20 protein-coding genes and 1 pseudogene are annotated in these 19,905 nt (G+C 67.4%); 9 read left to right on the top strand and 12 right to left on the bottom strand.

The genetic code is table 11. From position 1 onward, the window contains the following. On the top strand, positions 1 to 1,663 hold a 1,663-nt coding region (locus JWP60_RS02550; RefSeq protein WP_299786058.1), incomplete at its 5' end, for a hypothetical protein. Positions 1,664 to 1,672: 9 nt separating this feature from the next. Here JWP60_RS02550 and JWP60_RS02545 read toward each other — a convergent pair. Further along, on the bottom strand, positions 1,673 to 2,680 hold the full coding sequence (locus tag JWP60_RS02545) for a D-2-hydroxyacid dehydrogenase family protein (RefSeq protein ID WP_299786057.1): 1,008 nt from the start codon (positions 2,678 to 2,680) through the stop codon (positions 1,673 to 1,675). A 97-nt stretch (positions 2,681 to 2,777) separates the two neighbouring features. Here JWP60_RS02545 and JWP60_RS02540 point away from each other — a divergent pair, with 97 nt between their 5' ends. Next, on the top strand, positions 2,778 to 3,293 hold the full coding sequence (locus JWP60_RS02540) for a DUF1993 domain-containing protein (protein WP_299786056.1): 516 nt from the start codon (positions 2,778 to 2,780) through the stop codon (positions 3,291 to 3,293). Between the two features lie 7 nt (positions 3,294 to 3,300). Here JWP60_RS02540 and JWP60_RS02535 read toward each other — a convergent pair whose 3' ends face one another. Continuing rightward, positions 3,301 to 3,585 (bottom strand): hypothetical protein, encoded by a 285-nt coding sequence (locus JWP60_RS02535; protein WP_299786055.1) that lies wholly within the window; start codon positions 3,583 to 3,585, stop codon positions 3,301 to 3,303. A 113-nt stretch (positions 3,586 to 3,698) separates the two neighbouring features. Further along, entirely contained in the window at positions 3,699 to 4,400 is a 702-nt protein-coding gene (gene lexA / locus JWP60_RS02530) for a transcriptional repressor LexA (protein ID WP_299786054.1), read from the bottom strand. Positions 4,401 to 4,462: 62 nt separating this feature from the next. Here lexA and JWP60_RS02525 point away from each other — a divergent pair, with 62 nt between their 5' ends. After that, positions 4,463 to 5,398 (top strand): asparaginase, encoded by a 936-nt coding sequence (locus JWP60_RS02525; RefSeq protein WP_299786053.1) that lies wholly within the window; start codon positions 4,463 to 4,465, stop codon positions 5,396 to 5,398. A 13-nt stretch (positions 5,399 to 5,411) separates the two neighbouring features. On the opposite strand, the gene adk is transcribed toward JWP60_RS02525, so the two are convergent. The 6 genes from adk to JWP60_RS02495 form a co-directional block, all read right to left on the bottom strand. Then, a complete protein-coding gene (gene adk, locus JWP60_RS02520) occupies positions 5,412 to 6,071 on the bottom strand; it encodes an adenylate kinase (protein WP_299786052.1) in 660 nt (219 codons plus the stop codon). 133 nt (positions 6,072 to 6,204) lie between these two features. Next, complete coding sequence (kdsB, locus tag JWP60_RS02515; RefSeq protein ID WP_299786051.1) at positions 6,205 to 6,969, bottom strand: 3-deoxy-manno-octulosonate cytidylyltransferase; 765 nt, start codon at positions 6,967 to 6,969, stop codon at positions 6,205 to 6,207. 13 nt (positions 6,970 to 6,982) lie between these two features. After that, the gene (locus JWP60_RS02510) at positions 6,983 to 7,189 is read right to left on the bottom strand and encodes a Trm112 family protein (RefSeq protein ID WP_299786050.1); all 207 of its coding nucleotides are present in this window, start codon (positions 7,187 to 7,189) and stop codon (positions 6,983 to 6,985) included. After that, complete coding sequence (gene lpxK / locus JWP60_RS02505) at positions 7,170 to 8,162, bottom strand: tetraacyldisaccharide 4'-kinase (RefSeq protein ID WP_299786049.1); 993 nt, start codon at positions 8,160 to 8,162, stop codon at positions 7,170 to 7,172. Before lpxK ends, JWP60_RS02510 begins: the two co-directional genes overlap by 20 nt. Before the next feature lie 3 nt (positions 8,163 to 8,165). Beyond that, complete coding sequence (locus JWP60_RS02500) at positions 8,166 to 8,597, bottom strand: biopolymer transporter ExbD (protein ID WP_299786048.1); 432 nt, start codon at positions 8,595 to 8,597, stop codon at positions 8,166 to 8,168. A 13-nt stretch (positions 8,598 to 8,610) separates the two neighbouring features. After that, the gene (locus JWP60_RS02495; protein WP_299786047.1) at positions 8,611 to 9,243 is read right to left on the bottom strand and encodes a MotA/TolQ/ExbB proton channel family protein; all 633 of its coding nucleotides are present in this window, start codon (positions 9,241 to 9,243) and stop codon (positions 8,611 to 8,613) included. Positions 9,244 to 9,591: 348 nt separating this feature from the next. On the opposite strand from JWP60_RS02495, the gene xseA reads away from it, so the two are divergent. Together xseA and JWP60_RS02485 are read left to right on the top strand one after the other, a co-directional pair. Continuing rightward, positions 9,592 to 10,965, top strand: a complete 1,374-nt coding sequence (xseA, locus tag JWP60_RS02490) for an exodeoxyribonuclease VII large subunit (protein ID WP_299786062.1) — start codon at positions 9,592 to 9,594, stop codon at positions 10,963 to 10,965. Positions 10,966 to 11,004: 39 nt separating this feature from the next. Continuing rightward, positions 11,005 to 11,586 carry a Fe-Mn family superoxide dismutase gene (locus tag JWP60_RS02485; protein ID WP_299786046.1) on the top strand — a complete coding sequence of 194 codons (582 nt, stop codon included), beginning with the start codon at positions 11,005 to 11,007 and terminating at the stop codon, positions 11,584 to 11,586. Between the two features lie 63 nt (positions 11,587 to 11,649). Here JWP60_RS02485 and JWP60_RS02480 read toward each other — a convergent pair whose 3' ends face one another. Both JWP60_RS02480 and JWP60_RS02475 read right to left on the bottom strand, forming a co-directional pair. Beyond that, positions 11,650 to 12,087, bottom strand: a complete 438-nt coding sequence (locus JWP60_RS02480) for a DUF192 domain-containing protein (RefSeq protein ID WP_299786045.1) — start codon at positions 12,085 to 12,087, stop codon at positions 11,650 to 11,652. Between the two features lie 78 nt (positions 12,088 to 12,165). After that, positions 12,166 to 12,420 carry a hypothetical protein gene (locus tag JWP60_RS02475; RefSeq protein WP_299786044.1) on the bottom strand — a complete coding sequence of 85 codons (255 nt, stop codon included), beginning with the start codon at positions 12,418 to 12,420 and terminating at the stop codon, positions 12,166 to 12,168. A gap of 201 nt (positions 12,421 to 12,621) precedes the next feature. Between JWP60_RS02475 and icd the strand changes: the two genes are divergently transcribed. Together icd and JWP60_RS02465 are read left to right on the top strand one after the other, a co-directional pair. Then, the gene (gene icd, locus JWP60_RS02470) at positions 12,622 to 13,878 is read left to right on the top strand and encodes an NADP-dependent isocitrate dehydrogenase (protein WP_299786043.1); all 1,257 of its coding nucleotides are present in this window, start codon (positions 12,622 to 12,624) and stop codon (positions 13,876 to 13,878) included. A gap of 102 nt (positions 13,879 to 13,980) precedes the next feature. Next, positions 13,981 to 16,218, top strand: coding sequence for an NADP-dependent isocitrate dehydrogenase (locus JWP60_RS02465; protein WP_299786042.1), 2,238 nt, complete (start codon positions 13,981 to 13,983; stop codon positions 16,216 to 16,218). A 379-nt stretch (positions 16,219 to 16,597) separates the two neighbouring features. Here the strand turns inward: JWP60_RS02465 and JWP60_RS02460 are convergent. Beyond that, a pseudogene (locus JWP60_RS02460) lies at positions 16,598 to 16,795 on the bottom strand (cold-shock protein); the annotation flags it as partial. Between the two features lie 234 nt (positions 16,796 to 17,029). Between JWP60_RS02460 and clpS the strand changes: the two are divergent. Next, on the top strand, positions 17,030 to 17,398 hold the full coding sequence (gene clpS, locus JWP60_RS02455; protein ID WP_299786041.1) for an ATP-dependent Clp protease adapter ClpS: 369 nt from the start codon (positions 17,030 to 17,032) through the stop codon (positions 17,396 to 17,398). Positions 17,399 to 17,452: 54 nt separating this feature from the next. Next, positions 17,453 to 19,798 carry an ATP-dependent Clp protease ATP-binding subunit ClpA gene (clpA, locus tag JWP60_RS02450; RefSeq protein ID WP_299786039.1) on the top strand — a complete coding sequence of 782 codons (2,346 nt, stop codon included), beginning with the start codon at positions 17,453 to 17,455 and terminating at the stop codon, positions 19,796 to 19,798. Positions 19,799 to 19,905 lie beyond the last annotated feature (107 nt).

The raw sequence follows: 19,905 nt of genomic DNA, 5'->3' as shown, positions 1-19,905 counted from the left end.
CCGGCGCGAGTCCGTGGCGCCGGCGACGACGGGACTGCGCAGCACCCAGCAACTCGGCGTGCCCGCGCCGGCCGGCCGGCCCGTGCGGCCGGCACCGGCGCAGCGCGCGAAGAAACCCGAGTCCGGCGCAAATCTGTCCCGGCTGAAGCTCGAGCCGCTCGATCTCGGCGTCGAGCGCGACCCGACCCTGCGCCTCAGCGATGAATTGCGCTCGCAGGTGGCCACCGATCCGCAGCAGCGGGCGGCGGCTGCGGCTTTGTGGACGGTGCTGCAGAAAACGCCGGACGATGCCTTGCAGGACGCAGTGCGCCTGAAGGGCGTCGCGCGCGACCTGGTCTCGCTGCGCGACGCGACGCGGCAGAACGCCAGCGCCGTCGGCCAGATGCGCGCGCAGGTGGAGCAGGTGCGCGGCGGCCGCGACACCGCGGCGCTCCTGGTGCTGGTGCTGTCGGCGGTGCTGGCGGGGCTGCTTGGCTGGCTCGGATGGCGCTGGTATCGGGTGCACCAGGTCGAACGCGTGGGCCGCTGGTTCGAGCAGCATGGCGAGTCGGCGCGGGCGCCGCTGGACCCCGCGGCTGCGCCGGCCCACGGGCAAGCGACGTCCGTGGACATCCCGCTGGACCAGCCCCTGGCCGCGGCACCGGCCGTGGCGGTGGGAGCCGCGGCGGTGGTGGCGGCTGGGGCGTTGCGTCAACCCGCGGCCGGCGCACCCGCCGCGGTCGCTACAGCCGCACCGGTAGCCGGCCTCACGTTCGGCAGCGGCAGCGGCAGCGAGTTCCAGACCAGTCGCGGCGGCACCGTGCGCATGGTGGGTGTCGAGGAGCTGATCGACGTCCACGACAAGGCGGATTTCTTTCTCTCGATCGGCGAGACCGAGCAGGCCGTCGGGGTGCTCGAGGCGCATGTGCACGACCACGTCGAGACCAGCGCGCTCGCCTGGATGGACCTGCTGGAGCTTTATCACTCGCTGGGCAAGCGGGTCGAATACGAGCGCCTGCGCAGCGAGTTCCGCGAGCGCTTCACGGGGCAGGTGCCGGACTTCGAGCATTTCGACCAGCCCTCCGCCTCGCTGGAGAGCTACAGCCGGGCGCTCAGCCGCATCGTGGCGCTGTGGCCCTCGACCCGCGTGCTGGACGTGATCGAGGAGTCGATCTTCCGCAAGCCGGGCCTGGCGGGCGGCGAGCCCTTCAGCCTGGAGGCCTACCGCGAGCTCGTGCTGCTGTACCACGTGGCCCGCGAGATGGCAGCGCCGGAGCAGACGGAGAGCCAGCCGGCGGCGCGCTCCTCCTTTTCGGACACGGCGCTGCAGCCGCTCAACACGCTTGACTCCGTGCACTCGTCGCTCGAGACGCGCCACAGCCAGAGCGACACGCTGATGGTGCCGCCGACCTCTGCGCGCATCGGCGTCGACATCGACCTGACGGCCGCCGCGCCGCAGCTCGCTGCCGACCCCGATGCGGACGAACTCGAATTCGACCTGCCGCCGGTGAAGTCCGCCGCTGCAGCCGCGCCCGACCTCGCGCCGGAGGGCGACGAACAGCCGCGGCCGCGCGCCGCGCCCGAGCTGCGGGCTGCGAACGGCTCGCGCGAGCTGCCGCCGCTGGATTTCGACATCAGCGCCTTCGACGACATGCCGAAGACGCGCCGCAAGCACGGCTCCTGAGGGCGGCGCTCAGCGGCGCACTTGCAGGGCGCCCGGGTTGACGATGTTCGTGGGCGTGCCGCGGATGTAGTTGACGACATTGTCGAAGGCGGCGCCGAAATAGAGCTCGTAGCTTTCCTGCTCCACGTAGCCGATGTGCGGCGTGCAGATGCAGTTTTCCAGGCGCAGCAGGGCGTGGCCCTGCAGGATGGGTTCGCTCTCGAACACGTCGATGGCGGCCATGCCGGGGCGGCCCCGGTTCAGTGCGGCGATCAGCGCCTCCGGCTCGATCAGTTCGGCGCGCGAGGTGTTGACGATCATGGCCGTGGGCTTCATGCGATTGAGGTCCTCCAGCTTCACGATGCCGAAGGTTTCCTCGTTCAGGCGCAGGTGCAGGCTCAGCACGTCGCTCTCGGCGAACAGCGCCTCGCGGCTCGGCGCGGCGAGCAGGCCGTCGGCCTCCGCCTTGGCGCGCGACTCGGGGCTGCCCCAGACCTGCACGCGCATGCCGAACGCCTTGCCGTAGCCCGCCACCAGCTGGCCGATCTTGCCGTAGCCCCAGATCCCCAGCGTCTTGCCGCGCAGCACCATGCCGACGCCGAAGTTCGGCGGCATCGACGCGGACTTCATGCCGGACTGCTGCCAGGCCCCGTGCTTGAGGCTGGCGATGTATTGCGGCAGCCTGCGCATGGCCGTCATGATCAAGGCCCAGGTGAGTTCGGCCGGGGCGATGGGCGAGCCGACGCCCTCCGCCACCGCGATGCCGCGCTCGCTGCAAGCCTCGATGTCGACGTGCGCGCCGACCCGCCCGGTCTGCGAGATCAGCTTCAGGCGCGGCAGCTTTTCGACCAGCTGCCGGGTGATGTGGCTGCGTTCGCGGATCAGCACGATCACGTCCGCGTCCCGCAGGCGCACGGAGAGCTGGCCGATGCCCTTGACCGTGTTGGTGAAGACCTTGGCGGGGTAGGCTTCCAGCTTGGATGCGCACTGCAGCTTGCGCACGGCATCCTGGTAATCGTCGAGGATCACGATGTTCATTCCCTCGATTGTGCCTTGGCTGCCGGGAGTCCCAAGGCAGGGCTGCCCGCCGGGGGGTAGCATCGCGTCCTTTTCGACCCAAACAGGAGATCCATCGATGGCAATGTCCATGTACACGGCGAGCGTGCCGGTGTTCCAGCACATGCTGCGCAACCTCAGTCACCTCCTCGACAAGGGCGAGGCAAGCGCGCTGACCCGCAAGTTCGACCCCTCGGTGCTGACGAACTTCCGGCTGGCGCCGGACATGCTGCCTTTCACCCGGCAGATCCTCATTGCGTGCGACGCCGCCAAGAACGGCGTGGCCCGCATCTCCGGGGTCGAGGCGCCGAAGTTCGAGGACAACGAGGCCACCTTTCCCGAGCTGAAGGCCCGCATCCAGAAGACGCTGGACTACCTGGCCGCGGTGCCGGCCAGCGCGATCGACGGTACGGAGGACAAGCAGATCACCTTCCCGGTGGGCCGCGAGACCACCCGCACGATGACGGCGCAGGCCTATCTGACAACCTGGGCGCTGCCGAACTTCTTCTTCCACATCACCACCGCGTATGCCATGTTGCGGCACAACGGCGTGGACGTGGGCAAGGCGGATTACCTGGCGGGCGCGGCGCGCTGAGGACGCCTCAACAGCCCTTCGCCTCCAGCGCCGCAAGGCGATCGAGCTCCGCGCACACGTCGGCCATGCGGCCCGAGATCACCATGCGGCCGGCGACGGTGCGCGGCGCGCTCGGCTCGAGCACGCGGACGACCCGCAGCGGCTTGGCCGGCTGCGTGACGATCGTGCGGCGCTGTGCCGGAAGGCGCACGGTTTGCGCGGGCGCTGGTGATGGACGCGGCGCAAACCACGCCGCCAGCGCCTGCAGCGAGGCGAAGAGATTGCCGAAGGGAAGCAGGAATGCGGTTGCCATGTGACAGCTCCTTTTGCTGGGGAAGACACAGGCAGGATTGCTCGGGAATGCGGCGGCCGCAGGGTGATGGCGATGCCTCGCCATACGCCTGCCACCTGCGACGGCCGCGGGGTTTACATCAGCATCGTGTTGCGGATCAGCCCGACCGCGACGCCTTCGACTTCGAAGGGCTCCCCGGGCTCCACCACGATGGTGGGGTAGTCGGGGTTTTCCGCGTGCAGCTCGATCAGGTGCTTGTTGCGGCGGAAGCGCTTGACCGTGACGTCGTCACCCAGCCGGGCGACGATGATCTGGCCGTTCTTGGCGTCGCGCGTGGACTGCACGGCCAGCAGGTCGCCATCCATGATGCCGGCGTCGCGCATGGACATGCCGCGCACCTTCAGCAGGTAGTCGGGCCGGCGCTGGAACAGGCCGCTCTCGACATAGTAGGTCTGGTCGACGTGCTCCTGCGCCAGGATCGGCGAGCCGGCCGCCACCCGGCCCACCAGCGGCAGCGCCAGTTGCGCCAGGCCTTGCAGCGGCAGCTGGAATTCCCTGGCCCGTGACTCGTGGATGGAGCGCAGCGCATCGCCCCGCAGCCGGATGCCGCGCGAGGTGCCGCTGACCAGTTCGATCACGCCCTTGCGGGCGAGGGCCTGCAGATGTTCCTCGGCGGCGTTCGCGGACTTGAAGCCGAGTTCGGTGGCGATCTCGGCGCGCGTGGGTGGCGCGCCGGTGCGCGCGATGGCGCCCTGGATCAGGTCCAGAATCTGTTGCTGGCGGGCTGTCAGCTTGGGCGCTTCCATCGTCGTGGGCTCCTGGTGCGGGTTCGCCATGGCTTGCTGCGGTTTACTGTGTTGATATCCAGTGGCTGTATTTTTGAACAGTTTGGACAGGAATGCAAGTGAGCGAAAGAAGAATCGTGGTATTGGGCTGCGGCGGCACCATCGCGGGCCGCGCCGCGTCGGCCTCCGACAACCTCGGATACCGCGCCGGCGAACTGGGCGTGGAGGAACTGATCGCGCACGTGCCCGTTCCCGAGGGCAGCACGCTCGCGGCCGAACAGGTCGCCAACATCGACAGCAAGGACCTGGGCCTGGCGCAGTGGTGCGCGCTCTCGCAGCGCTGCGCGCATTGGCTCGCGCAGACGGAGGTCGCCGGCATCGTGATCACCCACGGCACCGACACCCTCGAGGAGACCGCGTTCTTCCTGCACGCCGTGCTGGCGCCCGTGAAGCCGGTCGTGCTCACCGGGGCCATGCGGCCCGCCACGTCCGCCGCGGCCGACGGTCCGCAGAACATCGCCGACGCACTGAGCGTCGCGGCGTCACCGCTGGCGCAGGGCGTGTGCGTTGTGCTGGCAGGCACCGTGCATGGCGCCATCGAGGTGCAGAAGGTGCACAGCTACCGCGCCGATGCCTTCGGCTCCGGTGACGCGGGGCCGCTGGCGTACGTGGAGGAAGGGCGGCTGCGCGTGCTGCGGGCGTGGCCGCAAGGGCCGGCACTGCGCAGCGCCGGATCGCTGCCCGACCCCGATGCGTGGCCGCGGGTGGAAATCGTCATGAGCCACGCGGGGGCCGGTAGCGCGCTCGTGCGCGCGCTGGTGAAAGACGGCGTTGCCGGCATCGTCGTGGCCGCCACCGGCAACGGCACCGTGCACGAGGCGCTCGAGGGCGCGCTGCTCGCGGCGCAGGAGCAAGGCGTGGAGGTGCGGCGCGCCTCGCGCTGTGCGCAAGGGCGCGTGCTGCCTCAGCCGGGAGATCGCCTGCCGGGCGCGGATGGCTTGTCGCCGGTCAAGGCGAGGATCGCGCTGATGCTGGAGTTGATGCAGTGATCGCGCGCCGCGATCAGCAGTTCGCCAGTGCCAGAACCGCGCGCGCGGTGATCTCCTCGACGCTGCCGATGCCGTCGATCCGGTGCACGCGGGGTGCGTTGGCCGGATCGGCCTTGGCCCAGTTGCTGTAGTAGTCCACCAGCGGACGCGTCTGCGCCGCGTACACGTCCAGCCGCTTGAGGACCGTCGCCTCCTGGTCGTCCTCGCGCTGGATCAGCGGCTCGCCGGTGACGTCGTCCTTGCCTTCCGCCTTGGGCGGGTTGAACTTGACGTGGTAGGTGCGGCCGGAAGCCGGATGCGAGCGGCGGCCGCTCATGCGCTCCACGATCGCGGCGAAGGGCACGTCGATCTCCAGCACGCAATCGATCTTGACGCCGCCGTTCTTCATGGCCTCGGCCTGCGGGATGGTGCGCGGGAAGCCGTCGAAGAGGAAGCCCTTGGCGCAATCGGCCTGCGCAATGCGCTCCTTGACCAAGCCGATGATGATGTCGTCGCTGACCAGGGCGCCGGAGTCCATGACCTTCTTGGCGGCGAGGCCCAGCGGAGTGCCGGCCTTGACCGCTGCGCGCAGCATGTCCCCGGTCGAGATCTGTGGAATGCCGTACTTCTGGCAGAGAAAGGTGGCCTGTGTTCCTTTGCCGGCGCCGGGCGCGCCCAACAGGATCAGTCTCATGGGAAATCCTCGGATGGTTTCTTGAATCGCTCGGCCCTGCGGGCGAAGCCCTCCCGCTTCGCCTTGGCGCCTGTTGGCGCAGAGGATAGCATGCACCCTCGCGCGCGGACATCGCGCTGCGAGGTCGCGAAACCTAGCGCGCGCCCTGCGAAAAGAAGGCGCGCACGCGCTCGAGATCCTCGGGGGTGTCGACCCCCGCGCCCGGCGCCGCAGCGCTCACGTGCACGGCGATCCGGTGGCCGTGCCACAGCGCGCGCAGTTGCTCCAGGGCCTCGCAGCTTTCCACCGGCGCCGCGGGCAGTTGCGGAAAATCAAGCAGGAAGCTTGCGCGGTAGCCGTAGATGCCGACGTGGCGCAGTGGCGCGGGATCGGGCAGCGCGCTCACGCCGGCCGCGAAACCGTCGCGCCACCACGGGATCGGGGCACGGCTGAAGTACAGCGCCAGGCCGTTGGCCTGCAACACCACCTTCACCACGTTCGGATTGATGAAGTCGGCGACGCTGGCGATCGGGTGCGCTGCGGTGCTCATGCTGGCTTCGCGCCGCGCTTCGAGCAGGGCGGCGACGGCGTCGATCAGCGCGGGCGCGATCAGGGGTTCGTCGCCCTGCACGTTGACCACCACATCGTCACCGGCCAGTCCGAGGTGCCCGCAGGCTTCGGCGAGGCGGTCGCTGCCCGAAGCATGATCGGCGCGAGTGAGCACGGCGCGCACGCCATGGCGGCTGCAGGCATCGGCGATGCGTTCGCTGTCGGCGGCGACCACCACCTGCGCGGCCGACGATTGCTCGGCGCGCTGGGCAACGCGCACGACCATCGGCAAACCGGCGATGTCCGCGAGTGGCTTGTCCGGCAATCGGCTGGACGCCAGCCGCGCCGGAATCAGGACGGTGAAGCCCACGGCGATCAGCTTCTCAGACCAGCGGGGTGCGCGCCGGCAGTCGCTCGAGTTCGTCGTCGCTGAGCGTGCGCGCTTCCTCTTCGAGCAGCACCGGGATGCCGTCGCGGATCGGATAGGCGAGGCGGGCGCTGCGCGAGAGCAGTTCCTGGCGTTGGCGGTCGTAGTCCAGCGGCCCCTTGGTCACGGGGCACACGAGCAGCTCAAGCAGTCGGGGATCCATGCGGGGATGATAGCCGCGCATCCAGCAGGCGATCGAACTCCGACCAGAAAGCGGGCGGGATCGTCAGCTGCAAAGGCACCGCCCAGGCGTCCGGTCGCAAGCGCCACAGCTTCACCGCGTCCTTCTCGGTGCAGACGAGCGTGCCCTCAGGCAGACCGGCCGCATCGGCGAAGTCGTGGTGGTCCGGCAGCGCGTGCGTGCTTGCCAAGGTGAGGCCCGCGGCGCGCAACATCGCGAAGAAGGCCTCCGGGTTGGCGATGCCGGCCAGCGCGTGCACGGCTTGCCCTTGCAGTTGCGCGAGCGGCCGGCGGGAGCCGTCGCCGCGCACGACCTCGGTGGCCAGCGCGCGCTGCATCGCATGACCGGCCATGCCGGGGGCGCCACCATGCGACAGCACCAGGTCCACCTTGCGCGGCCACGGTTCGCGCAACGGGCCCGCGGGCAGCAGCCAGCCGTTGCCGATGCCGCGCCCATCGAACACGCAGACCTCGATGTCCCGCGCGAGCGCATGGTGCTGCAGCCCGTCGTCGCTGACGATGACCTGCACGGCGGGGTAGGCCTGCAGCAAGGCGCGACCGGCCTGGGCGCGACGCGCTGCGACAAACACCGGCACGCCGGATCTGCTTTTCAGCAGCAGCGGCTCATCGCCGACGCCGCTGGCCGTGTCCTGCGCCGACACCTCCAGGCAGCCGCTCGTGCGGCGCCCGTAGCCCCGCGAGACGACTCCCGCCTGCAGCCCACGCGCATGCAGGTGTTGCAGCAGGGCCAGCACGACGGGTGTCTTGCCGGCGCCGCCGGCAATCACGTTGCCGACGACGATCACTGGCACCGGCAGGCGTTCGGTCCGCCGCAGGCCCACGGCATACGCGGCGCGATGCAACGCACCGAGCGCGCGATACAGGAGGGACACCGGAAAGAGCAGCCGCGCCAGCAGGCCGCGGCGCAGCCAGGCGCGCTGTAGCGCACCGGCCAAGGCTTACTTGCTCCCGGCCTGCGCCGATGATTGCGTCGCGAAGGTGATCTGCGACAGGCCGATGCGGCGCGCCGCTTCCATCACCGTGATCACGGACTGGTGGGTGGCCGTGGCATCCGCGCTGATGATCACCACCGAGTCCTTGCCGGCCCTCGCGGCAGCGGCCTCCATGGCACTGGCCAGCGCGTCGGGCCCGCGGCCGGTGACCGCCTCGCGATTGACCATGTAGCGGCCGTCGGTCGAAACGGCGACCACCACTTCCTTGGGGTAGTCCCGCTGGGCGTCGGTGTCCGCCACGGGCAGCTTCAGCTGCATCTCGGTGAACTTGCTGTAGGTGGTGGTCAGCATCAGGAAGATGAGGATCACCAGCAGCACGTCGATGAACGGGATCAGGTTGATCTCCGGTTCGTCCTTGGCGCGGGGACGGAAGTTCATGGTGCGGCTTCGCTCAGGCGCGGCGCAGGTTGTTCAGGTGGCGCGCGAATCGTTCGGCGGCCAGTTCCAGCGTCAGCAGGTACTCGTCGACGCGGCCGCGGAAATAGCGCCAGAAGATCAACGCGGGGATCGCGACGATCAGGCCGAACGCCGTGTTGTACAGGGCCACCGAGATGCCGTGCGCCAGCAGCGCCGGATTGCTGCCGCCGGTGCCGGCCGTCGCCGACTGCGAGCCGAAGATCTCGATCATGCCGATCACGGTGCCGAACAGGCCCAGCAGCGGCGCCGCCGACGCGATGGTCGCGAGTGCGTTCAGGTAGCGCTCGAGCCGGTGCGCGACGGCGCGGCCGGTGTTTTCCATGTTGGCGCGCAGGTCCGCTTCGCTGCAGCGCGGGTCGGAGTTCAGCGCGCGAAAGCCGCTGGCCAGCACTTCGCCGAGCGCGGAGTTCTGTTCGAGCTGGCGCACGACGTCGGGTGCGGGCACGGTCACGCGCGAGACCGCCAGGGCTTCGTCCAGCAATTTGGGCGGTGCCACCTTCGCGGTCTTGAGGCTGATGAAGCGCTCGATGATCAGGGCCAGGGCCAGGATGGAGCAGGCAACCAGCGGCCAGATAGGCCAGCCTGCGGCTTGTATGATCGAAAGCAAAAGGGGTACTCCGCCGGGTCTCTAGGGGCCGGCAGGCACGCGGTGCCTGCGTCGGTGCGGCGGATTATGGCGGACTCGCGCGGTGTAGGACGAGCCGACGTGGCCGTAGGACGACACTCACAAATGTTGTGGATAACTTTGTTGAGAAATCCCCCTACCCATGGTGCGCTACCGCGCCAATTCATGATCGTGACCAAACGATGACCCGATGAGCAGGAAAATTCCCTTTGAATTCAAGGACTTGCCCCGAGAAATCAGGGCGCGCGCGGAGGTCCGCGCGGTCTTGCCGGAACCGTGCACGCTGTGGATGGATTTCCATCGGGTTTACCCTTGGAGGCCGTTGGTTTGCTGACGGACGGAGCCCCGGCCGCATCCGCCGGCCGCCGGATCTGGGCCGTGGGCGCGCTCTGCCGCGCGGTTGCCGACGCGCTGGAAGCCCGCTTCAATCCTGTGTCCGTGCGCGGCGAGATCACCGGCTTTTCGCGCGCCGGCAGCGGCCACTGCTACTTTTCGCTGAAGGATGAGCAGGGCCAGGTCCGCTGCGCGATGTTCCGTCGGGCGGCCGGGCTTCTGTCGTTTGCGCCGCGCGACGGCGAACTGGTCGAGGTGACGGGGCGGCTCGGTGTGTACGAGCAGCGCGGCGACCTGCAGCTCGTGGTGGAAAGCATGCGGCGCGCGGGGCAGGGCGCCTTGTTCGAGCAGTTCCTGCGCTTGAAGGCCAGGCTCGAGGACGAGGGCCTGTTCGATGCCGAGCGCAAGCGCGAGCTGCCCTTGCTGCCGCGCGGCATCGGCATCGTCACTTCCCTGGGTGCCGCGGCGCTGCACGACGTCGTGACCTGCCTGCATCGGCGCGCGCCGCACGTGCCGGTGGTGCTGGCGCCGGCGGCGGTGCAGGGCAGCCAGGCGCCGGGCGAGTTGGTGCGCGCGCTGGAGTCGCTGTATAGCCTCGCCGAGCGCGGCACCATCGACCTGGTGCTGCTGGTGCGCGGCGGCGGATCCATCGAGGACCTGTGGGCCTTCAACGACGAACAGCTTGCGCGGGCCATCGTGCGCAGCCCGGTGCCGGTGGTGAGCGGGGTCGGGCACGAGACGGACTTCACCATCGCCGACTTCTGCGCGGACCTGCGCGCGCCCACGCCGACCGCGGCCGCGGAACTCGCCGCCCAGCCGAGGGAGACCTGGCTCGCGGCGCTGCACCTGCTGCACGAGCGGCTGCAGGGGGCCGCGCTGCGTCGCCTCGATCGCGCCAGCCAGCGCCTCGACCAGGCCGCAGCCCATCTCGGCCGCCCTTCGGCGCGCACGGCCCAGCAACATCTTCGCAGCGAGCGCCAGGCGCAGCGCCTGCGCTTTGCGGTCGCCACGCGCGTGCGCAGTGCGCAGGACGAAGTCACGCACCGGCGCGGGCCGCGGCTGCGCCTGGCCCTGGCCACACGCGTGCAGCGGGCGCGCGAGCAACTCGTGCGCGACCAGCAGGCACTGCGCGCCGGCCTTGCGGGGCGGCTGGAGCGCGCGAGGCGGCAGTGCGAGCACATCGAGCTGCGCCTGAAATTGCTCGACCCCCGCCTGGTGCTGCAGCGTGGCTATGCATTGCTGACCGATGCGCAAGCGGGGCATCCCATCACCAGCGTGCACCATGTGCAGCCCGGACAGGCGGTGCGCGCCGTCCTCGCCGACGGCGAGGTTGATTTGCGGGTCGCGCCTGCCGCAGTCAATCGTCCCTAGAATGCCCCCAGTCGAAACCACAACCCACCGAGGAAGAAGATGGAACACGTCCTGCCCCCCCTGCCTTACCCGATCGATTCGCTCGCTCCGCACTATTCGCAGGAGACGCTCGAGTATCACCACGGCAAGCACCACAACGCGTACGTGGTGAACCTCAACAACCTGCAGAAGGGCACCGAGTTCGAGAACATGCCCCTCGAGGAGATCATCCGCAAGTCGTCGGGCGCGATCTACAACAACTCCGCGCAGGTCTGGAACCACACCTTCTTCTGGAGCTGCATGAAGCCGCAAGGCGGCGGCGAGCCCACCGGCGCGCTGGCGCAGGCGATCAGCAGCAAGTGGGGCAGCTACCAGGCCTTCCGCGATGCCTTCGTGAAGTCCGCCGTGGGCAACTTCGGTTCGGGCTGGACCTGGCTGGTGAAGAAGCCGGACGGCAGCGTCGACATCGTCAACACCGGCGCCGCGGGCACCCCGCTGACCACCGCCGACAAGGCCGTCATGACCGTGGACGTGTGGGAACACGCGTATTACATCGACTACCGCAACCTGCGTCCCAAATTCGTCGAGACCTATCTCGACAAGCTCGTGAACTGGGATTTCGCGGCGAAGAATTTCGGGTAACCCGACGCCGCGCACGCGGCGCCGCCGAACTCCAAGGGCCCGTCAGGGCCCTTGTTTTGTCCATTATCTGAAGGGTTGGCCTTCGAGCCTGGAGCCGGCCTTGATCCCCTTCTTGGCGAACCAGCCCTTGTTCATCTCCAGCACGTAGCGCACCGGCTGCACCGAGCAGTGCGAATCCAGCGTCTGCGGCTGCATTTCCTCGATGTTGGCGATCGTGCCGTCGTCGTGCACGAAGGCCACGGACAGCGGCAGCAGCGTGTTCTTCATCCAGAAGCACTGCTGGGAGGGGTATTCGAAGACGAACAGCATGCCCTCCTGTTGCGGCATTTCCTTGCGGAACATCAGGCCGGTTTCGCGTTCGTTGGGCGTGGAGGCCACCTGGGCGTCGATGATGTGCATGCCGGCGTTCAGCTTGACGCGCGGCAGGGTCGTCTGCGGCTGGTCCTGGGCGAAGGCGGCGCAGGCGACCAGGGCGGCGGCGAGGGCGAGGTGCTTCTTCATGGCTCGTATTGTCGGGGACGCCAGAAAAAATGCCCGCACAGGCGGGCATTCTTTCGTGCAAGGCGACGAAGCAGTCGATTACGACTTCTTGTCTTCCTTCTTCTCTTCGGCCTTGGGAGCGGCCTTCTTGGAAGACTTCTTCGCGACCTTCTTGTCGGCCTTCTTGTCGGTCTTGGCTTCCGCCTTCTCTTCCTTCTTCTCGGCCTTGGCTTCCTTCTTCGCTTCCGTCTTGGCAGCGGGGGCAGCCGCGGTGGCGGGCGTGGCGGGGGTGGCTTGGGCGAACACGGCGGCGGAGAAGAGGCCGGCGATCAGGGTGGCGAGCAGCTTGGTCATGGTAATTCCTTCAGGTCGTTTGACTTTGCCCAACGAATGTCAGACCACTCGGCAACGCGGCAGTAGCTCAGCCGGTTGACACGGTTGTGCTGACAAGCGTGCCTGGAGGGCGACCCGACAGTTCACAGCTAGAATTCGCGGCTCGCCGCCAGGCTGCCCGCCGCGCGCAGGCGCCATCCCGCCCCGGAGACGTTTTCCCCCATGGCCTACCAGCACATCGAGGTGCCCTCGCAGGGGCAGAAGATCACCGTCAACGCCGACCTGTCGTTGAACGTCCCCCATGAGCCGATCATTCCGTACATCGAGGGCGACGGAACGGGCATCGACATCACGCCCGTGATGCTGAAGGTGGTGGATGCGGCGGTCGACAAGGCCTACGCCAGCGCGCGGAAGATCCGCTGGATGGAGATCTTCGCCGGCGAAAAGGCCACCCGCGTCTACGGCCCGGACGTGTGGCTGCCCGAGGAAACGCTGGCCGCCGCGCGCGAGTACGTCGTCTCGATCAAGGGGCCGCTGGCGATCCCGGCGGGCGGCCGCGCCGGCTCGCTGAACGTCGCCCTGCGCCAGGCGCTGGACCTGTACGTGTGCCTGCGCCCGATCCAGTACTTCCACGGCGTGCCCTCGCCGCTGAAGGAGCCGGAGAAGACGAACATGGCGATCTTCCGCGAGAACTCGGAAGACATCTATGCGGGCATCGAGTACGCCGCGCAGTCGGAGCAGGCCAGGAAGGTGATCGACTTCCTGACCCGCGAGATGGGCGTGCAGAAGATCCGCTTCCCCGACACCTCGGCCATCGGCATCAAGCCGGTCTCCATCGAGGGCACCGAGCGGCTGGTGCGCAAGGCCCTGCAGTACGCCATCGACCGCGACAAACCCTCGGTGACGCTGGTGCACAAGGGCAACATCATGAAGTTCACCGAGGGCGGCTTTCGCGACTGGGGCTATGCGCTGGCGAAGAAGGAGTTCGGCGCGATCGTGATCGACGGCGGCCCTTGGCTGAAGCTGCGCAATCCGCGCACCGGCCGCGACATCATCGTCAAGGACGCGGTCACGGACGCCTTCCTGCAGCAGAGCCTGCGGCGCCCCGCCGAATACAGCGTCGTGGCCACCCTGAACCTGAACGGCGACTACCTCTCCGATGCCCTGGCCGCGCAGGTCGGCGGTACCGGCATCGCCCCGGGCGCCAACATGAGCGACTCTGTCGCCATGTTCGAGGCCACCCATGGCGCTGCGCCGAAGTACGCCGGCATGGACTACGTCAATCCCGGCTCCGAGATCCTGGCCGCCGAGATGATGCTGCGGCACATGGGCTGGACCGAAGCCGCCGACATCATCATCGCCTCGCTGGAGAAGTCCATCCTGGCCAAGAAGGTGACCTACGACTTCGCCCGGCTCATGGAGGGCGCCACGCAGGTCAGCTGCTCGGGCTTCGGGCAGGTGATGATCGAGAACATGTGAGCTGGCGCAAGCCGCCGTGGCGGCCCGGCGGCTTGCGCGGCCTAAAATGACGGCTCGCATCGTGGCGCTCGCGACCCACCAACCTTCCCTGAGAGACATCCCTTGGCTGCAGACCGTTCGAAGATCATCTACACGCTGACCGACGAAGCGCCCTTCCTGGCGACGCATTCGTTCCTTCCCATCGTCCGCACCTTCGCCGCCGCTGCCGGCATCGAGGTGGTCGAGAGCGACATCTCCGTGGCCAACCGCATCCTGGGCGAGTTCCCGGACTCCCTGAGCGAGCAGCAGAGGGTGCCCAACACGCTCTCCGAACTGGGCAAGAAGACGCTGCAGCCCGATGCCAACATCATCAAGCTGCCCAATATCAGCGCCTCGCAGAACCAGCTGGTGTCCGCGATCCGCGAACTGCGCGGCAAGGGCTACATGGTTCCCGAATACCCGGAGAACCCGAAGACCGACGAAGAGAAGGCGATCCGCCAGCGCTACGCCCGGGTGCTGGGCTCCGCGGTGAACCCCGTCCTGCGCGAGGGCAACTCCGACCGCCGTGCGCCGAAGGCGGTGAAGGAATTCGCCCGCGCCCACCCGCACAGCATGGGCGAGTGGAGCCCCGCTTCGCGCAGCCATGTCTCGCACATGGTCGGCGGCGACTTCTACGCCGGCGAAAAGTCGATGACGCTGGACCGCGCGCGCGACGTCAAGATGGAGCTGCTCACGAAGTCCGGCAAGACGATCGTGCTCAAGGCCAAGGTCCCGCTGCTCGAAGGCGAGATCATCGACTCGATGTTCATGAGCAAGAAGGCCATGCTGGCCTTCTACGAAAGGCAGATCGAGGACGCGAAGAACACCGGCGTGATGTTCTCGCTGCACGTCAAGGCCACGATGATGAAGGTGTCGCACCCCATCGTGTTCGGCCACGCCGTGCGCATGTTCTACAAGGAAGCCTTCGACAAGCACGGCAAGCTGTTCGACGAGCTGGGCGTGAACGTGAACAACGGCATGGCCAACCTGTACGAGAAGATCGCCACGCTGCCGCAGTCGCAGCAGGACGAGATCAAGCGTGACCTGCATGCCTGCCAGGAGCACCGCCCCGCGCTCGCGATGGTCGATTCCGCCAAGGGCATCACCAACTTCCATTCGCCCAACGACGTGATCGTGGACGCCTCGATGCCGGCCATGATCCGCCAGGGCGGCAAGATGTACGGCGCCGACGGCCGCCTGCACGAGGTGAAGGCGGTGATCCCCGAGTCGACCTTTGCCCGCATCTACCAGGAGATCATCAACTTCTGCAAGTGGCACGGCAACTTCGATCCGAAGACCATGGGCACGGTGCCCAACGTGGGCCTGATGGCGCAGCAGGCCGAGGAATACGGCTCGCACGACAAGACCTTCGAGATCGCCGAGGACGGCGTCGCCAACATCACGGACCTGGCCACCGGCGAGGTCCTGATGACGCAGAAGGTGGAACAGGGCGACATCTGGCGCATGTGCCAGACCAAGGACGCCGCGATCCGCGACTGGGTAAAGCTGGCCGTCACGCGCGCGCGCAATTCCGGCATGACCACGGTGTTCTGGCTCGACTCGTATCGCCCGCACGAGGCGGAGATGCGCAAGAAGGTCGCGAAGTACCTGAAGGACCACGACACCAACGGCCTCGACATCCGTGTCATGAGCCAGGTGCGCGCCATGCGCTACACGCTGGAGCGCGTGATCCGCGGCAAGGACACGATCAGCGTCACCGGCAACATCCTGCGCGACTACCTGACCGACCTGTTCCCGATCATGGAGCTGGGTACCAGCGCCAAGATGCTCTCCATCGTGCCCTTGATGGCCGGCGGCGGCATGTACGAGACGGGCGCGGGTGGCTCGGCCCCCAAGCACGTGCAGCAACTGGTGGAAGAGAACCACCTGCGCTGGGACTCGCTGGGCGAGTTCCTCGCGCTGGCGGTGAGCCTGGAGGACGAGGGCATCAAGACCGGCAACAACAAGGCCAAGGTCATGGCCACCGCGCTCGATGCCGCCACCGGCAAGCTCCTGGCCAACAGCAAGACCCCGTCGCCCAAGACCGGCCAGCTGGACAACCGGGGCAGCCAGTTCTACCTGACGCTGTACTGGGCGCAGGCCCTGGCGGCGCAGACCGAGGATGCCGAACTGGCGAAGCGCTTCGCGCCCCTGGCCAAGACCCTGACCGACAACGAGAAGAAGATCGTCGACGAGCTCAATGCGGTGCAGGGCAAGCCCGCCGACATCGGCGGCTATTACCTCCCGGACCGCGAGAAGGTGACGGCGCTGATGCGTCCGAGCGCGACGTTCAATGCGGCGCTGGCATCGGCGCAGGTCTGAGTCTCAGGTCGTTCCGGGCAGGCCGGGACCAGGGACTCCAAGCCGCCTTCGGGCGGCTTTTTCGTGGGGCTTGGCAGTTGGCTCCCTCCCCCGCCGGGGGAGGGCTGGGGTGGGGGCGCTGCGGCGCGCACAGTGCGAGGGGCGCCCCCATCCCAACCTTCCCCCGACGGGGGAAGGAGAAAGGCCGAAAGCCGCCCGAGGGCGGCTTTGCTTCATCGTGGGAGGGTGACTTCGATGGCGCGCTGGCGCGCGCCGGAAGTCACTTGCTCGCGTGCTCTCCGCTGTGCCCCATCGCCGCATGGAATTGCGGTGCGCGCACCTTGGGCTGGCGCTGGGGCCGCTCAGGGGTGGCCGGCTGGGTCTGGATGGGGCCGGGCTGCGCCTGGATGTTCTGGGCGAGCTGGCCCTTGGGCCCCTGCTGGACTTCGAAGCTGACGCGCGAGCCCTGCTTGAGGGTCTTGAAACCCTCCATCGTGATCGCCGAAAAATGGGCGAAGATATCCGAGCCGCCGCCATCGGGTTCGATGAACCCGAAGCCCTTGGCATCGTTGAACCACTTGACTGTTCCGGTCGCCATGATGCGCGCCCTCGCTTATTTGTTCCCTCAAGGGGCGCGAGTGTCGTTGAAGCCGGCTCAGCTGTCAATATTTTCACTTAGTCGCCCGCAAGTGCGTGCCGGCGCTGCATTTCGCGCCCTCCAGGGCGCCATCCGTGAGAGGAGAAACAGGGGTACTGTACGGTTGTCGCTTGAATGTGACGGGACCGTCTCCAATTCACCTTGGGTCGGCGAGAGCGATTCCCCGTCGATAGAATGATTTTCATGGCCAGTCAGACACCAATTCCGCCCCCGGCCGGTCCCGTCATCCGGCCGTCGGACGATGGCGGCGACTCGGTGGTCGCAGAGCGGAAAACCCAGAAGACCAAGCCTCCGCAGATGTACCAGGTCGTCATGTTGAACGACGACTACACACCCATGGAATTCGTGGTCGTGGTGATCCAGGAGTTTTTTGGCAAGGACAGAGAGACGGCAACCCAGATCATGTTGAAGATCCACCTGGACGGAAAGGGCATCTGCGGCGTCTATTCCCGTGACGTCGCGGCCACGAAGGTCCAGCAGGTGCAGGAGGCAGCGCGTCAAGCGGGGCACCCCCTGCAATGTTTGAGTGAACCGGTGGAGTGAACCGGCACTCTGAAGGAACAGATCAGTTTTGAACGATAGGCAGAAGGAAATCTCATGATTGCCCAGGAATTGGAAGTCAGCCTCCACATGGCCTTCGTGGAAGCGCGTCAGCAGCGCCACGAGTTCATCACGGTGGAGCATCTTTTGCTGGCCCTGCTGGACAATCCCAGCGCGGCCGAAGTGCTGCGCGCCTGCAGCGCCAACATCGACGACCTGCGCAAGTCGTTGTCGAACTTCATCAAGGACAACACGCCCCAGGTCGCGGGCACGGACGACGTCGACACCCAGCCCACGCTGGGTTTCCAGCGCGTCATCCAGCGCGCGATCATGCACGTGCAGTCCACCGGCAACGGCAAGAAGGAAGTCACCGGCGCCAACGTGCTGGTCGCGATCTTCGGCGAGAAGGACTCGCACGCCGTGTACTACCTGCACCAGCAGGGGGTCACCCGTCTCGACGTGGTGAACTACATCGCGCACGGCATCAAGAAGAGCGATCCGCCGGAGCCCGCCAAGAGCGGCGAGAACGCGTCGTCCGAAGAGGGCGAGGGTGGCGAGAAGAACGAGAAGGCATCGCCTCTCGAGCAGTTCACGCTCAACCTGAACCAGGCGGCCAAGGACGGCAAGATCGATCCCCTGATCGGCCGCGAGTACGAGGTCGAGCGCGTGATCCAGATCCTGTGCCGCCGCCGCAAGAACAACCCGCTGCTGGTGGGTGAGGCCGGCGTGGGCAAGACCGCCATCGCGGAAGGCCTGGCCTGGCGCATCGTGCAAAAGGAAGTGCCCGAGATCCTCGCGGACTCGCAGGTCTACTCCCTCGACATGGGCGCGCTGCTGGCGGGCACCAAGTACCGCGGCGACTTCGAACAGCGCCTCAAGGGCGTGCTGCGCTCGCTCAAGGACAAGCCCAACGCGATCCTCTTCATCGACGAGATCCACACGCTGATCGGCGCCGGGGCGGCCTCGGGCGGCACGCTGGACGCGTCCAACCTGCTCAAGCCGGCGCTCTCGAGCGGCGCGCTCAAGTGCATCGGCGCGACCACGTTCACCGAGTACCGCGGCATCTTCGAGAAGGACGCGGCCCTGTCGCGGCGCTTCCAGAAGGTCGACGTGGTCGAGCCGACCGTGGAGCAGACGATCGAGATCCTCAAGGGCCTCAAGAGCCGCTTCGAGGAGCACCACAGCGTCAAGTACGCGGCGGGTGCCCTGCAGGCGGCGGCGGAGCTGTCGGCGAAGTACATCAACGACCGGCACCTGCCGGACAAGGCCATCGACGTGATCGACGAGGCCGGCGCGGCCCAGCGCATCCTGCCGGTGAGCAAGCGCAAGAAGACGATTTCCAAGACCGAGGTCGAGGAGATCGTGGCCAAGATCGCGCGCATCCCGCCCGCCTCCGTCAGCAACGACGACCGCGGCAAGCTGCAGACCCTCGAGCGCGACCTGAAGTCGGTGGTGTTCGGCCAGGACAAGGCACTCGAAGTGCTGGCGGCCTCGGTGAAGATGGCGCGCAGCGGCCTCGGCCGCGGCGACAAGCCGATCGGCGCCTTCCTGTTCTCCGGCCCGACGGGCGTCGGCAAGACGGAAGCGGCCAAGCAGCTGGCCTACATCATGGGCATCGAGTTGATCCGCTTCGACATGTCGGAGTACATGGAGCGCCATGCGGTGTCGCGCCTCATTGGCGCGCCCCCCGGCTACGTGGGCTTCGACCAGGGCGGCCTGCTGACCGAAGCCGTCACGAAGAAGCCGCACGCGGTGCTGCTGCTCGACGAAATCGAGAAGGCGCACCCGGACATCTTCAACGTGCTGCTGCAGGTGATGGACCATGGCACGCTGACCGACAACAACGGACGCAAGGCCGACTTCCGCAACATCATCGTCATCATGACGACGAACGCGGGTGCCGAGACCATGAACAAGGCGGTGATCGGTTTCACCAACTCGCGCGACACGGGCGACGAGATGGCCGACATCAAGCGCCTGTTCACGCCGGAGTTCCGCAACCGCCTGGATGCGATCGTCAGCTTCAGGGCGCTGGATGAACAGATCATCCTGCGCGTGGTCGACAAGTTCCTGCTGCAACTGGAGCAGCAACTTGCCGAGAAGCGCGTGGAGGTCACCTTCACCGACCAGTTGCGCAAGTACCTGGCCAAGAAGGGCTTCGATCCGCTGATGGGTGCGCGGCCGATGCAGCGCCTTATCCAGGACACGATCCGTCGGGCACTGGCCGACGAGCTGCTGTTCGGCAAGCTCACCGAGGGCGGTCGCCTGACGGTGGACATGGAGGTGAAGACCGACGAGAAGGGCAACGAGACGGCGGACGTGCAGCTGGACATCCAGCCCTTGCCCCGGAAGGAAGGCCGCGCCAAGCCCGAGCCGGAGGAAATCTCCACGGACAACCAGTAAGCCGGTTGCCCTTTGAAAAAGCCGCCTTCGGGCGGCTTTTTTCATGCCGGTAGGGTGGGATGCGCAAGGCGCACACCACCGGCCGCCGTGGTGGTGTGCGCTTTGCG

This window comes from Ramlibacter sp. (assembly GCF_028291745.1).
In the GTDB taxonomy this organism is placed as follows: Bacteria; Pseudomonadota; Gammaproteobacteria; order Burkholderiales; family Burkholderiaceae_C; genus Ramlibacter.
Note: the sequence above shows the minus strand (reverse complement) of the source record. Positions and strands in the feature narration are given on the sequence as shown.